The sequence below is a fragment of the Microcoleus sp. Z1_A1 genome (genome assembly GCF_036700305.1).
Taxonomy (GTDB): Bacteria; Cyanobacteriota; Cyanobacteriia; order Cyanobacteriales; family Microcoleaceae; genus Microcoleus.
Window position 1 is genome coordinate 1 of sequence record NZ_JAUBOR010000039.1, and the last position, 15283, is coordinate 15283.

A 15283-nucleotide genomic window follows, 5' to 3' on the forward strand; every position below is an offset into this window, starting at 1 on the left:
AAACGGGCGATTTCAATCTGACGCAGGCAAAAGCCGATCAGTGCGAAGGCGCCGTGGAGGGCGACAAATGTCCACAGCCCGCCGAGTTGGAACCAGCGGGTGAAGTCCCACTGTGCTTCGGGGCCCCACAGGAACAGCAGGGAGTGTCCGAGGCTGTTGGCTGGGGTGGAGACTGCTACGGTGAGGAAGTTGGCTCCTTCGAGGTAGGAGCTTGCCAAACCGTGGGTGTACCAGGATGTGACGAAGGTGGTGCCTGTTAGCCAGCCACCGATGGCTAGGTAGGCGCAGGGGAATAGCAGGATGCCAGACCAGCCTACGAAGACGAAGCGATCGCGTTTGAGCCAGTCGTCGAGGACATCAAATATGCCTCTTTCGTTCTGGGCGCGTCCGACTGCGATTGTCATTGGGGTAAAATCCTTTTGCTTGTTAAAAGACCAAGGTTTCTAATTAAAGTTAACATAACTATATATTAGAAGTTCATAATTTTTCAACTAGAACAGCAGAGTTCCCCCACTAGAGGCGTACTCGATGAAAGGGTGGTTGAGAGGAAGGCCATCTTGGTTGACGATGCTCAGCAACTATCGAACTGACCCTTCGTCGCCCAGGGGCGAGGTGGCGGTGGTTGAGGACAATCCCGATCGATCGCGATCTCGTAGCCGAAGGGTGACGCTCGGTGGGCTAATTGAATTAAGATTTGGCTTTAAGGCTGTTTAATTTTATGACTGCAAAAACAATGACCTCGATCGATCCTGTCCTGCGCTACCCGGTTTTGGGCTCCCGCCGCTTCAGCAATTACTGGTGGGCGACGGTGGTCAGCATTGGAGGGACTGGTTTCCTGCTGTCGGGCATTTCCAGCTACTTGCACGTTAACCTGCTGCCTTTTGCTGACCCGACTCAGCTCATTTTCATCCCCCAAGGCATTGCGATGGGTTTCTACGGTGTCTGTGGCGTGCTGTTGGCGCTCTACCTGTGGCTGACTATTCTCTGGGATGTCGGTGGCGGTTACAACGAGTTCGATCGCCAAACTGGTAACATTCGGATCTTTCGCTGGGGTTTTCCCGGCAAAAACCGCAAAGTTGATTTTAATTGCAAGACATCGGAGGTGCAATCTGTGCGGGTAGACATTAAAGAAGGTCTCAATCCCCGCCGCAGTATTTATCTTAAGCTCAAAGACCGCCGTCAGTTTCCCCTGACTAGAGTCGGACAGCCGATTGCTTTGTCTGAAGTGGAAAATCAAGCGGCCGAATTGGCTCGATTTTTGCAAGTTCCCCTAGAAGGACTTTAGGGATTTGCGATTGGCGATTTGATATCTGAGATTGGTAATGTCTCGTAGGGTGCGCCGGGCCGCGCACCTTACCTACCTGGTAAGTGAAAAAGATTTATCTGCGAGTAAGCCTGTTACCAGTTTTTGAATCTATCAATTAACAATACTTCCGACAGTTTTTGATAGCCAACCGTAGAATAAGGCTTTCAAGGCTCCAAGGCAAGTTCGCTACCAAAGGAAAATCGCGGGTTTCAGACTGCGAACTAAAAACACTCCGGACTATTGAATTAAAATCTTTAGTTGCAAAGTCCGTAATTGACTCAAAGTGAAATACAAATGCAAATGCAAATCAAAATTCAGCGGTGGTTGTTCTCACTTTTAATAATTGGCGCGTTGTTTGTCGGAGGATGCGGTAGTTCCCCTGTGGCAAACTCGACTCCGACATCGAATCCGGTGTCGGGTGAAAATATTTCTTTGTCTCCGTCTCCGTCTCCTTCTCCTGCTGCTGCTGTAGCGGCGAGTTCGCAATTTAGCAATTTGCCACGCTTGGACGGAAAAGCAACGGTGGTGATGACGGTTAAAGGTGCTCCTATTACGATCGAACTCGACGGCACAAATGCGCCAATTACTGCGGGCAATTTTGTCGATTTGGTTCAGAAAGGTGTCTACGACGGGCTGGTTTTTCACCGAGTCGTGCGGGAACCTCAGCCTTTTGTAGTTCAGGGTGGCGATCCCCAGGGTAAAGACCCTAAATTCCCTACGGCGCGGCTGGGAACTGGCGGTTTTATTGACCCGAAAACTACTGTAGAACGCAGGATTCCTCTGGAAATTAAAGCTCAAGGTGCTGCCAATCCGACTTACAGCGCGACGCTACAAGAAGCTGGGGTTAAGGAGAAACCCGTGTTGATGCACAGTCGCGGGGCTGTGGCTATGGCTCGATCGCAGAGTCCTGATTCGGCTTCTTCTCAGTTTTACTTTACTTTGACGGATGTACCGTTTTTGGACGGTAGCTATGCAGTTTTTGGGTACGTGAAGCAAGGGATGGATGTTGTTGATAAGATTGAAGCGGGCGATCGCATTGATAAGGCTACTGTTACTCAGGGTTTGGAAAATTTTAAGCCTGTTAGCTGAAGTTAGTCATTAGTGATTAGTCATTAGTGATTAGTCATTAGTCATATCAAATCCGGTAGCATCGGAATTAATCTTACCCACAGTCAGGACACGGCACTGCCGTGTCCCTACAATTAATCTGGCGCGCAAGAAACGGCTCTGCCGTGTCCTCTATAGCATTCCGGTGTTACCGGAATAGATATCATTAGTCATCAGTCATTAGTCATTAGTGAATGGATGTTGTTGTTACTGGAATTGGTCTAGTTTCGAGTTTAGGCAGTCTGGAAACTAGCTGGATAAGACTGCTGTCTGGAGAGTCGGGAATTCGGGAACATCAACCTTTTCTGAAAATTGAGCCGCAACCTTTGGCTTTAATTCGCACAAAACCTGCGGATTTAATAACTTTAATTCGGCAGGTTTTAGCAGATGCTTTGCAAGATGCTAATTTGACTTTGCCTTTGCCAGATTGCGGGATTGCGATCGGTTCTAGCCGAGGTTTCCAGGCAAATTTGGAACTGTTGGCTAGCGAAGGAAGTTCGGCAACGGATTGTGTAACGGATGTAACGGATGGAAGAAAGACGGAAGTTGAAAGAAGTCTGAGGGAATTCGGAAGAGGGAAGTCGCAAGAAGCAAAGGAATTCCCAATTATCGATTCCCAATTCCCAATCCCCAATTCCCAATTACCGATTACTAATTGTCAATTTGTGAATTTTTTGCCTCACATGGGGGCGATCGCAGCGGCGAGGGCAATTGGCTCGACGGGGCCGGTGCTGGCGCCGATGGCGGCTTGTGCTACGGGTATTTGGTCGATCGCCCGTGCTGTTGATTTAATCCGCACTGGTGAGTGTCAGCGGGCGATCGCAGGTGCTGTGGAAGCGCCTATCACACCGCTGACTCTGGCTGGATTTAGCCGGATGGGTGCTTTGGCAAACAATGGGTGCTATCCCTTTGATGAAAATCGGGAAGGCTTTGTGCTCGGTGAAGGCGGGGCTTTATTTGTATTAGAATCGGCCGAGTTGGCAAGGCGTCGTGGTGCTAAAATTTACGGTCGAGTTTCTGGTTTTGGCTTGACAAATGATGCTTGCCATGCTAATGCGCCGGAGCTGGGGGGGAAAAGTGCGATCGCGGCGGTAAATCAATGTTTGAAACGCAGTAATTTAGCTGCGATTGATATAGATTTTATTCATGCTCACGGTACTGCAACTGAGTTAAATGACCGACACGAAGCACTGTTAATTGAGAAGTTATTTCACCCAGGAGTTGCTGTTAGTTCGACTAAGGGGGCGACGGGTCATACTTTGGGAGCTTCGGGAGCTTTGGGCGTGGCTTTTTGTTTGATGAGTATTAAATATCAGATGTTGCCGCCTTGCGTGGGAATGAAAAAACCGGGGTTTGAATTAGATTTTGTTCGCTGTGCGCGATCGGCTATTGTCAGAAATGCGGTTTGTTTAAGTTTTGGCTTTGGCGGGCAGAATGCTGCGATCGTTTTATCGGGCGATCGTTAATTTTTGTAAACTTGGTCGATCGGCATTTAAATTACACGATCTCTCTACAGTTAAAATCTTCTGAGGTGGCCGGAGAACCCCCCCACATCGAATTTAAATCTCAAAAATAGTACAATTTATGTATTTTAGTCAATTAACTGAGAATTTTGGTGAGATTGCTGGTGCTGCTATGCTAGTCTGGCTCTCCATCCCGACGCTAATCCTTGCGTCAAAGCCTCGGAGGCTAGAAAAGAGAGCCAGATTAAAGCAGTATTGTATTTTAGTGAACAAACCTGACGGTCAACTGAGTACAGTTAGACCGCAGGCTTCTTTTTCCTTTTTTTCAAAGGCTTTTTATAGTGAGGTAGTTCCACCCCCACTTGCTAATATAGTATCAGAGTATTTCCCGATCATCAATGGGTATAAAAGAAATAATTGTCGGTTTCCGTACCTACACCCGACGCTTCTTTCCATCACGCGGGCGTAATTTATTCGGGGTACTTCGCGCAGCGCTCAAATTAATCCCCTCTAAATATACCGAGGGACTTCCCGGCTGGTAGTTAAATTAAGTCTCAGGTATTTTCACATGGATCTGGCCTCTCATCGATTTATGTCTTATTTTGAACCAGAGCAAGCTGCTCACCTTTGCCAAATAGCTGTTTTGGAGAGTTTTGCTGAGGAAACGCTGGTTTTTGAAGAAGGAGAAACAGCGGATTTTTTATATCTAGTTTTAGAAGGTAAAGTCGAGTTTAGCAAGCGGATTGAAAATCATAAATATCAAACTGTTGCTGTCGCTAACCCAGACGATTATTTTGGCGAACTCGGAGTTTTAGACGGAGAGCCTCGCAGTGCTAGAGCTGTTGCAGTTGCAGGATCGACTTTGGCCAAAATAGCCCGTGAAGAACTAATAACAACTCTCCAGTTTGCTAAAGGCAGTTCGGTGATGCAAATGTTTAGTTTCATTACTAAAAATTTACGGGATACCACGGATCAATATGTTAGCCAATTGGTACACAAACAAAAAATGGTATTGGTTGGAGAAATGGTGAGTACAATTATTCACGATTTCAAAAGTCCTTTTACCGGAATAAAACTCTCTAGTGAAATGCTCAAAGAAATGCACCCGGATGAGGAAACTCAGGAGTGGTGTGAACTTATTCAATTGCAGGTTCATCGAATGTTGGGGATGGCTGAAGAAGTATTAGAATTTTCGCGCGGCAATTCTGTATTAAATAAAAAACCAGTTAATCTAATTCAGACGTTGCAGCAGTTTCAAAAGTTGAACAGAGTTTATTTTGAAGCAGCAAAAGTAGATTTGGTAGTACGGGTGACAGAAGTGATAGTGGAAGCGGACGAGAATAAGATTTTGCGCGTTTTACAAAATTTAGTTGGGAATGCTGTTGAGGCTTTTGGCGGAAGAGGGGGGCGGGTGGAGATTGCGGTGACACAAACTGAGGAGTGGGCAGAAATTAGCATTTACGATAACGGCCCCGGCATTCCGCCGACAATTAAGGACAAGTTATTTGAACCGTTTGTGACTTATGGTAAACGGACTGGTACTGGGTTGGGAACGGCAATTGTTAAGTCGATCGTTGAGGCTCACAAAGGGCAAATTACTTATGAGTCAGAGGACGAAAAAGGAACAACTTTTTACATTCGCTTGCCGAAAAATATGGTTTTAGCAGAGCAAAAATAAGTAGGTAGGAAGATATATACTTAGGAGTTTCTCACTAAGCGTCAGAGACTTGGTTGATGAGTAGATATCTTGGTATCCCACAAGATTTTTCTAATGAACCGGGTTGAAAAGCTTAAGTCCTAATACTGTATAGCGACTTGCAGGATCTAGTAGAATTGAATTAACGAAATGCTAAAAATCTGATGCCAGTTACTATTCAAACCTTACCCACAGAAGTTATCAATTTAATTGCCGCCGGCGAAGTGATTGACTCGATCGCCTCCGCGGTACGAGAATTAGTTGAAAATTCTCTGGATGCTGGCGCAACTCGCATCGTTGTTTCTGTCTGGCCCGAACAGTGGCGGGTGCAAGTTGCAGATAATGGTACGGGAATGGATCTGGAAAATTTGCAGCAGGCGGCTTCGCCTCACAGTACGAGCAAAATTACCACGGAAGCTGACCTTTACAAAATTGCTACTTTGGGATTTCGTGGGGAAGCTTTGCACAGTTTAGCTCAGTTGGGCTGTTTGGAGGTTTTGAGCCGATCGAATGATTTGGGATTGGGGGATTTTTCGGAAAATCAAGATTCGGCGCCAACCCCCGCCAAATCTTCCTTTAACAAGGGGGGAATGGAAAATGCTCGATCGGGCTGGCGGGTGGTTTACAATAACGCAGGCGTTGCTGTAGAGGTGGAAACAGCGGCGATCGCTCCTGGTACGGTGGTGACTGTTGATAATTTGTTTGGCAATTGGCCTGTGCGCCGCAGTTTTTTGTCGCCGGCACAGCAAATGCGATCGATCCAATTAACTCTTCAGCAAATTGCTATTTGTCACCCGCACGTTAATTGGCAGTTGCGTCAAGGAAATACGCCTTGTTTGCACGTAACTCCTGGTAGCACAGCGGAACAACTTTTACCTCAATTCGTGCGCGGTGTGCGATCGAGCGATTTGCAGTATTTAAAGTTAGATTTGCCTGCGAGTCCTCAAAATCAGAAAGCAGCAAATTTCTTGCTAGAAACTCAACTTGTGGGCGCTACAGTTAAACCTAATTACCAATTCCCAGTTGCTACTTCTCAATTCCAAATGCCTAATTCCCAGTGTTTGGAGTTAGTAATTGGTTTGCCCGATCGCTGTCACCGCAGGCGGCCGGATTGGGTGAAAGTTGGGGTGAACCGGCGAGTTGTGCGATCGCCCGAATTAGAGCAAACTATTCTCAGCGCCTTTGCCCGCACTTGTCCGCGCGATCGCTATCCCGTGTGTTTTGTCCACCTGCAAATCTCCCCTTCGGAAATCGACTGGAACCGCCACCCGGCTAAGGTTGAAATTTATCTGCACGATCCGAGTTTTTGGCAAGCGCAAGTTAGCGCGGCAATTACTCGTGCTTTGCACCTGAATGATGATGTTTTGCCGCCTGTCCCTATTCCCGATCGAGTGGGACAATTGCTGAAGGCGTCGGAACAAAAAAGTGCTTACAGTGTCGGGATTTCGGCTAGGGAGAATGATGACGGCGGCGAACAGGAAAAAGCTAATAAAATAGGATTGATGGAATTGAGGGCGATCGCTCAAGTTCACAATACTTACATTGTTGCCGAACATTCCAGCGGAATGTGGTTGGTGGAACAACACATCGCTCACGAGCGCGTTTTGTACGAGCAATTGTGCGCGGCTTGGCAGCTAAAATGTCTCGAAAAACCAGTGATTCTCAGTCAATTATCTGCACTGCAAATTGAGAATTTATCTCGCTTGGGTTTGGAAGTAGAAAGTTTTGGGGAACAGCTATGGGCTGCCCGCGAAGTTCCTGAATTGTTAGCCGATCGAGATGACTGTGCGGATGCGCTTTTTGAACTCAGTAAAGTCGCAGATTTACAAGCGGCTCAAGTTGCGACTGCTTGCCGTAGTGCTATGCGAAACGGTACTCCTTTGAGTCTTTCCCAAATGCAAAATTTGTTGGATGAATGGCAGCAAACTCGCAATCCGCGCACTTGTCCTCACGGCCGCCCTATCTATTTTGCTTTGGAAGAATCGACTCTGGCTCGGATTTTTCGCCGCAGTTGGGTGATTGGTAAAAGTCACGGGATTTGAAGGTTAAAAGTTAAGCTGTAAGGTGCGCGTTACATACAAGACTGTTTTTTTTGAACCGCAGAGGGCGCAGAGAACGCAGAGAGGAAGAGAAGAGAGATGTTTTTAATATTTTTTTGGGCAACTGGATATTCGTATAAAATGTCAATTAAAATCAAATAAATCATAAATATGGATTTTCCGATCGCCCGACAACTATTTTATCGAGAAATAAATCAGCCTGATGGCTCGATCGACCTGGCGAAAGCTGCTCTTTATATGGCTTTGGAAGAATACCCAAATTTAGAGCCAGAGGAGTATCTCAACGCTCTTGACACGATCGCAGATGAAGTGCGCGATCGCCTGCCGACACAGAATTATCCGCTGCGGATTATTCAAACTATTAACGCCTATTTATACGGGGAGTTGCTGTTTGCGGGCAATGATGTTGATTATTACGACCCGCGCAATAGCTTTTTGAATGAAGTTCTCGATCGGCGTACTGGCATTCCAATCTCTTTATCTTTGGTTTATTTGGAGGTTGCTAAGCGGATTGATTTTCCGATGGTGGGAATTGGGATGCCAGGACATTTTTTAATTAGACCGGATTTTGAAGATGCTGGTATTTTTGTTGATGCGTTTAACGGCGGCGAAATCTTATTTCCTGAAGATTGTCAAGCCCGACTTTCTCAAATTTATGGGCAACCTATGGAGTTGCAGACGACTTTTCTCGCCCCGGTAAGTCGCCGACATTTGTTGGGACGAATGCTGGGAAATCTGAAGGCTATTTACTTGCAACAGGGAGATGCTGTGAGGGTACTCTTGGCGATTGAACGGATTTTGCTGCTGTTTCCCGATGCGCTGGGGGAACGGCGCGATCGCGGAATTCTCTATTATCAACTGGGACGCTTGGTAGAAGCGCGCCACGATCTGGAATTATACCTGAGAAATGCTCCGAATGCTCCTGATGCTGCTAGAATTCGCCAATTGGTCGATCGGCTCGATCGGGATCTTTGAAGTTAGGAATGAGAATTAAATAACTTCCACTCTTGAAAGTGGGATGGGCTCTTATAGCCCGTCCACTCATGACGGGCTATAAGAGCCCATCCCACAATAACAATTAAAATTGTAAGTTATTTAATTCGCTATCCTTAAATTCGCTATATGTCGCACAGCACACTATAAGACATAAAAGTGACACTCAATAAACTGCTGCCTGACGACCAAATTTCGCTTTTATCATTTTTGCCATGGGATCTAAAATTTGGCAAAAAATTAACTATAACATATTAATTGTCAATTAAAACCTATCTTTTGATAGGTTGAATTTCCTTGACTTGACTGTAATATCATAGGTCATTTACGCAAATCCCGATTCGACTTTCCCGACTGATATCCGCACAGATATCCGCACAGAAGAGCGATCTAAAAAGTATTTTGACCTAAAGAGGCACAAACTCATGAACTTTCAGTTTCAACAAGGTTATCTCAACGGAATGCAATCGCTGTCAGTCCATTTAACCAAAAGAATGTCAAAGTCTTTATCATTAGGTTTGGCGCTTTTGCTGGGAACAAGTGCAGTATTCCTAAGCAGCGGCAAAGCCTTTGCATTAGATAATGTTACCGTAAAATACGGTGCTGTTGACGTAACACTACCGATGAGCGATTTGCAAAGCTTTGTACAAACTGGCAAGGCTTCCTCTCAACTGCAAAGCGTTCTGAGTCTGGCGAAACAAACTCCCGAGTCGGTGCGCGAAATATTAACGCGAGAAGTGCCTTTAGATTCCCAATTAGTAGCGCGGCTAGCAAGCACTTATTTTGGGGAAATAGTTTTCAAACAATTGGGGGAGGTTGCTTATGCGCCGACTGCTCGGCTTCAAAGCGTGCCCGCACTGCGCGATGCTTTAGTCGCAGCTTCCAAAGATGGCAAAATATCGCTGATTGAAGTAATGCAAAATTACAGCCCTGCGGCTTTAGAAGTTGACGGCAATCAAGCGATGGCTATCTACGAACGAGTGATTAAAGATGTGCAAGATTTGCAAGCTTTGTATCAAAATTCCCCGGCTTTGCAAAATACGGCTAACCAAGCCGTGAATTCGGCGAGAGAAATGATTTGTCAGCCCAATCCAGCGGGAAGTGCGAAGTAAATAACTGAAGTTGGAGGGAAGGGGGAGTCGGGAATTGGAAATTGGGAATGGGTGCTTTTTTTCGTATTAGCTGTAGCTTTCAGCTATTAGCAATTACTCATCATCCATTCCCAATTCTTCGGCTACGCGAGGGTAAAAGTTCCCAATTACCCATTATTCATTACCCCTTACCCATTCTTTGAGATAGTTGCTCGGCTACCCGCTTTAGTCGGCGGAGTTGGTCTTTCATATCTTTTTCTGTCCAAGGGGCTGCAAAACGATTGAAACCAAATCTAATTAAACGATTGGGAATTTGAAATTCAAAGCGGTTAATCAAGAGAGTACCTTGGATTTGCGGCTGGCATTCCCAACGATCGCATCCTTTGAAAAATCCGTCAAACCCCCAAACAATTAAACCTGGTTGTCGCTCCAACACAACACTTTCTAAAGAGGGTTGCAAAACAGGAATTTTTATGATAAATAAGCTGCGACTTCCTACGGCAGTATCCCATTCGCCCTGGGGATCGCAGCGTAGCAGGGGATTGAGCCACTTGTGCATTAAAGTGCGATCGACTATACATTGCTCCACCAAGGTAGCAGCAGCGCGAATTTCAATGGATTGCTCGAAAACTTGACGAATTGACATGAGAACCTGCAACAAGGAGGGTATTACAAAACTTTGCTTACTTGATAGTCCTTTATTTACTTGTAACGTCAATTTTTCCAGAAATTAAAAGATTGACACACTCATAAATACAGTGTATCATCTTGAATTAAAGTATATATACCGATTATGGAGTTAGTCGAAAGGCACATCATTAAACCAAATCATAGGTTTTATCGAGAAGCCGATAGACTGTCTTGGCTGTGCAAAAATTTTTACAATAACGCTAATTACATCTACCGTCAAAAGTTTTTCGCTAGCCAAGAAAGAAACGCTCTGGCTGTCGATCGCGCGCTCAAAACAAGTCCTGATTACAAAGCACTGCCCGCAAAAGTAGCACAAAGCACGATCGGCTTAGCGATCAAATTAGTGATAAAAGCATGGACTAGCTATTATATGGCGGTGCGAAACGATCGGGAAGACCAAACTAAGTTTAAAACCGCACCGAAAATCCCTCATGACAAAGGTTCAAGAGAGCTAAAAAGAGAGGACGGGCACTATGTAGTTGTATTTAATTGTCAAGCTGTCAGCAAAAGAGCCTTAAAAAAAGGATACGATCGTCCCTCTGGGACTAATATTTGGTTGCCCTCAAAAGTGACATCGATTCTGGAAATCCGGATTGTTCCCAAAGTAGGTTGTTATGTTGTCGAGGTGCTATATGAAAAGTTAGAACAGCCTTTACAAGTTAATCGGAGAGTCGCTGCCATAGATTTAGGATTAAACAATATGGCAACATTAACCTACAATGTTCGTGGGTTAGTACCGACAATCTACGAGGGACGGGGTGTTAAGTCCAGAAACCAATACTGCAATCAAGTTTCATCGGCATTGAAATTATTGCTGCCCGTAGCGCAAAAAAACAGTAAAAAACTAGCCCGATTGTGGCACAATCGTAACTGTAAAGTCGATTACTACCTCCATACGACGAGTTCCGCAATTATTAAAGAACTCGTTAATCATCAAATTGGCTTGCTGGCTATAGGCCAATACGCTTGGCTTAAGGAAAATTGTAGCGAAAATGTTGGGTTTCGTTCCTCAACCCAACCTACGCACTACGCACGATCTGTTTTTTTAGAACTAACTGAACCGTATTGGGCTATAGGCTGGAACGAGGATTTTAAAGATGGGATTAATACTGGTAAAGTTGACAATCTAAATTTTTCCCGTATTCCCCATCGCCGATTTGTGCAAATGTTGCAGTACAAAGGACAACTTGCGGGAATTCAAGTTGGGTTAGTTGAGGAGAGTTACACATCCAAATGTTCAGCTTGGGATTTGGAACCAATTCACCAACATTCCGACTACATTGGCAGTAGGGTAAAAAGAGGATTGTTCAGAACCCAAACTGGACGATTCATAAATGCCGATGTCAAGGGTTCTTTGAATATTGGCCCCAAAGCAGTCGGAGATGGGTTGATCCCAAATTCGCTAGAGGGTTTTGTAGTTAACCCAGTACATTAAAAGTGTACAAACATTAAATTTAGGCGATGTCTAGATTTTTTGGAACTATTATTAAAGTTTCGTCTTCTCCTTGTCAAATGTGACGTTAACCTGAGAAAAAAATGAATGAAACTTGGCAAGAAACAACTCAACCCATATCGGGCCCCATAGCGGCTTTGTCCGATCGCCTTTTGGCCCAGGCCCAGCCCGCAAATCCCCTGACAGATGCGGAACGCGGAATTAACAATTTCCTTCAGGGCTCAAACATTGAAAATCTCCTCTGGGCCGTCGGTATCCTGCTCATTGGCTTGATAGTATCAGCCCTCGTCTCATCTTTAGTGGGGGGATTGCTCAAGAAAACTACGCTCGACAACCGGCTGGCTACTTGGATTACCGGCCGCCCGGAAGGATCTGGAGCCCCGCAAGTGGAAAAATGGATTTCCGCAGCGGTTTTCTGGATCATTTTTGTCTTTTTCCTAATTGCCTTTTTCAACCGGCTGAATCTCACGGCTGTCTCGCAACCGCTCAATACTTTTCTCAATCAAATTACCGGTTTCTTGCCGAAGTTAGCCGGCGCGCTAATTTGGTTGGGGATTGCTTGGGTGTTGGCGACAGTCGCCAAAATGGCAGTATCGCGGGCAATGCGCGCTTTTAACGTGGACGAGCGCTTGAATCAAGAGGTGGGCGCAGCGCCCACTGAGCGCCCTTTGCTGCTGAGCGATACTGTGGCGAATGCGCTGTACTGGTTCATTTTTCTGCTGTTTTTGCCACTGATTCTCGACTCACTGGAAATGCAGCAGGCTCTGCTGCCGGTTAATAATTTACTCAACCAAATTCTGGCGGCAATTCCGAAAATTCTGGAAGCTGTGCTGATTGGGTTTGTGGGCTGGCTGCTGGCTATGGTGGTGCGGCGGATTGTCACGAATCTGTTGGCGGCTGCTGGGGCAGACGGTTTGGGTGCTCGGTTTGGAATTTCGCGGACTTCGGGCGGACAATCGCTGTCGTGGATTGTCGGTACGATCGTCTATGTTTTGATTTTGATTCCAACCGCGATCGCAGCTCTGAACGCTTTGGACATTCAAGCGATTTCGCAGCCTGCTGTCGCGATGCTCAACGACATTTTGGGCGCGGTTCCCAAAATCTTCACGGCAGCCATGATTCTGGCGCTTGCTTACATTTTGGGGCGCTGGGTAGGCGATTTGGTTACTAATATCATGACCGGAATTGGCTTCAACAATGTCTTTTCTTGGTTGGGGGTGCAGGCACCGAAACAGTCGCTGAGGCTACCGCCAAGTTCGATCGATCCCGACGCAACGATTCTTCAGGAACCGGAAATTCCGGCCCGCACGCCTTCTGAGTTGGTCGGCATTGTGGTGCAGGTGGGCATCCTGCTGTTTGCAGTGGTGGCTGCTACCGACGTGCTGCAAATTCCAGCGCTGACGGCTATTGTTAGCGGTATTGTCCTGGTTGCAGGTAGGGTGCTAGCCGGTTTGGTGGTATTTGCGATCGGCTTGTATTTGGCGAATCTGGCGTTTAGTTTGATTGCCAGTTCTGGAACTCGCCAAGCGCGGCTTTTGGGCCAAGCGGCTCGGGTTGCGATTATTGCCTTTGTTTCAGCCTTGGCGCTGCAACAGATGGGCATTGGCAGCGATATTGTGAATTTGGCTTTCGGGCTCCTGCTTGGGGCGATCGCAGTTGGCATTGCTCTAGCTTTTGGTTTGGGCGGGCGCGAGATTGCGGCCGACCAAATTCGCGAATTGTTAGCGTCGTTTAAACAAGATAAGACGCCACGTTTGTAATAGTATAAAATGGCGTTTGTCAAGTACAAACGCCATTTTTTTATGATTAATTTCATTGTGAGGGTCGCGAAGCAATCGCAAAGCCTTTGAATTTGAGGATACAGCTATAGACTGTTCGGAAGCAGAGATTGATTCTTGTTTCTGGGCCCATGCCCCTAATTGAGAATGTTAAGAGCTGCATCGCCGGCCCTAAAACAACAAAACCTTCTCTATGAGAAGGTTTTATCACAATCGGAGCGGCGGGATTTGAACCCACGACCCCTACTACCCCAAAGTAGTGCGCTACCAAGCTGCGCTACGCCCCGACAGCTTTAACAGCTTAGCATAGAATTCCCGAAAAAGTCAAAAAACTTTTAAAACTTTTGCGGCCTGCACCAAACTCGGAACCGCAGCCGCCGGCCAAAAACCCTCGCACCTCCTGCCAGCATTCAAGATCAACTGCACGCTGTAAGCTTCGGGATAGCCTTCCACCTGCACCCACAGCAAGTCGCTTTCGGCTTCAATGGCGATTTTTTCTTCGTCCATTAACTCAGAGGCCATTTGACTCATGGTGCCTGCTAATTGCCCCAACAATCGGCAAAAATCGTTTAACTCAGCCTCTGTGAGTTCGATCGCCCAACCGTCGCCAGCTACCAAACCCTTAAACTCCTGGGCCTCCGGGTTCCATCCCAAACGCCACCCAACATCGGTTTTAATTACACGTTCCACCATTGAGGGATTTTAGATTTTAGATTTTGGATTTTAGATTAGTAGGGCTTACCCATAAATACGAAAGAAACCGGGTTTTTTACCTTTGTTAAAGGCTCAAAAGCACTATTTCCGTAAAAAACCCGGTTTCTACAAGCTGGTGTATTAAGGTGCCAGCAACTTCGCATCTCCCGGCTGCGGCTGCGGTATATCCGGCGAATTCGATCGCCCTTGTGGTTTTTCCCCCGCAGGTGTGCGCCCACGCCCGGAATTCTCCGTAAAAACATCAACCAAAGCTTCAACCAAAGCATCCCGCTGTGCTCTATTTAACTTTTGAATAGCAGCGCGATCCTGTTCCATTGGATTTGAGCGCAAAAGGTCTTTTCCCGGATAAACACTTTCCACCAAATAATCTGGAGTCGCCCCCAAATAGTCAGCTAAACTCAACTTCCAATCAAAGCGGTAATTGGGCGGCCGTCCTTTGACAAATACGTGATATCGAATGAACCGCCCGACTAAAGTATTGGTAGGATCGACTTTTCCAGTTTCCTTAGAAATGTAGTTATTTTCGATCGGGAAATCCGGCAATTTTTCGTACACCAATTTCCACGCATCTTGCACCCTCACTTGCGGCGGCGCAGATTGTTGAGCCACCCGCTGCACTGATACAGACTCAGAACTCCGCAGCAGCGAAGGTTCCAAAGCCGACATACTCAGTTCCCCGGATTCCAATACCCAACTCAAAAGCGTGAAAATCGCTACACTCAAAGTAACCAAGAGAAAACTTAAGCCCTGCTTTAATCTATTCACGGTTTTGACAATAATTTCAAAAATAGAATAATTTCATAAACTTACCCCCAAGCAGATGTCCTAGTTTCTAATTTTAGGATTTACGATCCTCAACCCGGTTTATTAGAAACATCAGAGTTTTTTTAACAAGGGAACTAGGAATCAACCGGGTTTCTCCTCCCGCGCAC

The 15283-nt window shown here is 46.2% G+C and carries 12 protein-coding genes, 1 tRNA gene and 1 pseudogene; 9 read left to right on the forward strand and 5 right to left on the reverse strand.

Features of this window, described 5'->3' with window-relative positions:
* A pseudogene (locus QT973_RS21350) lies at window positions 1-404 on the reverse strand (photosystem II D2 protein (photosystem q(a) protein)); the annotation flags it as partial.
* 314 nt (window positions 405-718) lie between these two features.
* On the opposite strand from QT973_RS21350, the gene QT973_RS21355 reads away from it, so the two are divergent.
* From QT973_RS21355 to QT973_RS21385, 7 genes are all read left to right on the forward strand, one after another.
* Window positions 719-1285: a photosystem I assembly protein Ycf4 gene (locus QT973_RS21355; protein ID WP_333057558.1), complete on the forward strand. Its 567-nt coding sequence runs from the start codon at window positions 719-721 to the stop codon at window positions 1283-1285.
* Window positions 1286-1600: 315 nt separating this feature from the next.
* Window positions 1601-2395, forward strand: coding sequence for a peptidylprolyl isomerase (locus tag QT973_RS21360; RefSeq protein WP_333211575.1), 795 nt, complete (start codon window positions 1601-1603; stop codon window positions 2393-2395).
* A 212-nt stretch (window positions 2396-2607) separates the two neighbouring features.
* A complete protein-coding gene (locus QT973_RS21365; RefSeq protein ID WP_333211573.1) occupies window positions 2608-3879 on the forward strand; it encodes a beta-ketoacyl-ACP synthase in 1272 nt (423 codons plus the stop codon).
* Between the two features lie 565 nt (window positions 3880-4444).
* Window positions 4445-5554: an ATP-binding protein gene (locus QT973_RS21370; RefSeq protein WP_333057564.1), complete on the forward strand. Its 1110-nt coding sequence runs from the start codon at window positions 4445-4447 to the stop codon at window positions 5552-5554.
* 182 nt (window positions 5555-5736) lie between these two features.
* Window positions 5737-7614 (forward strand): DNA mismatch repair endonuclease MutL, encoded by a 1878-nt coding sequence (gene mutL, locus QT973_RS21375; RefSeq protein ID WP_333057566.1) that lies wholly within the window; start codon window positions 5737-5739, stop codon window positions 7612-7614.
* Window positions 7615-7782: 168 nt separating this feature from the next.
* Complete coding sequence (locus QT973_RS21380) at window positions 7783-8607, forward strand: transglutaminase family protein (protein WP_333211570.1); 825 nt, start codon at window positions 7783-7785, stop codon at window positions 8605-8607.
* Between the two features lie 443 nt (window positions 8608-9050).
* A complete protein-coding gene (locus tag QT973_RS21385) occupies window positions 9051-9737 on the forward strand; it encodes an alpha/beta hydrolase (protein ID WP_333057570.1) in 687 nt (228 codons plus the stop codon).
* 160 nt (window positions 9738-9897) lie between these two features.
* Here QT973_RS21385 and QT973_RS21390 read toward each other — a convergent pair whose 3' ends face one another.
* Entirely contained in the window at window positions 9898-10362 is a 465-nt protein-coding gene (locus QT973_RS21390; RefSeq protein WP_333057572.1) for an SRPBCC family protein, read from the reverse strand.
* A gap of 147 nt (window positions 10363-10509) precedes the next feature.
* Between QT973_RS21390 and QT973_RS21395 the strand changes: the two genes are divergently transcribed.
* Window positions 10510-11841, forward strand: coding sequence for a transposase (locus QT973_RS21395; RefSeq protein ID WP_333057573.1), 1332 nt, complete (start codon window positions 10510-10512; stop codon window positions 11839-11841).
* Window positions 11842-11942: 101 nt separating this feature from the next.
* A complete protein-coding gene (locus tag QT973_RS21400) occupies window positions 11943-13619 on the forward strand; it encodes a mechanosensitive ion channel (protein ID WP_333392124.1) in 1677 nt (558 codons plus the stop codon).
* Window positions 13620-13850: 231 nt separating this feature from the next.
* Here QT973_RS21400 and QT973_RS21405 read toward each other — a convergent pair.
* The 3 genes from QT973_RS21405 to QT973_RS21415 all read right to left on the reverse strand — a co-directional run bounded on the left by QT973_RS21405 (window position 13851) and on the right by QT973_RS21415 (window position 15083).
* A tRNA-Pro gene (locus QT973_RS21405) sits at window positions 13851-13924 on the reverse strand.
* Window positions 13925-13961: 37 nt separating this feature from the next.
* Entirely contained in the window at window positions 13962-14330 is a 369-nt protein-coding gene (locus tag QT973_RS21410) for a DUF1818 family protein (RefSeq protein ID WP_333313049.1), read from the reverse strand.
* Between the two features lie 141 nt (window positions 14331-14471).
* Window positions 14472-15083 carry a hypothetical protein gene (locus tag QT973_RS21415; RefSeq protein ID WP_333057577.1) on the reverse strand — a complete coding sequence of 204 codons (612 nt, stop codon included), beginning with the start codon at window positions 15081-15083 and terminating at the stop codon, window positions 14472-14474.
* Between the last annotated feature and the right edge of the window lie 200 nt (window positions 15084-15283).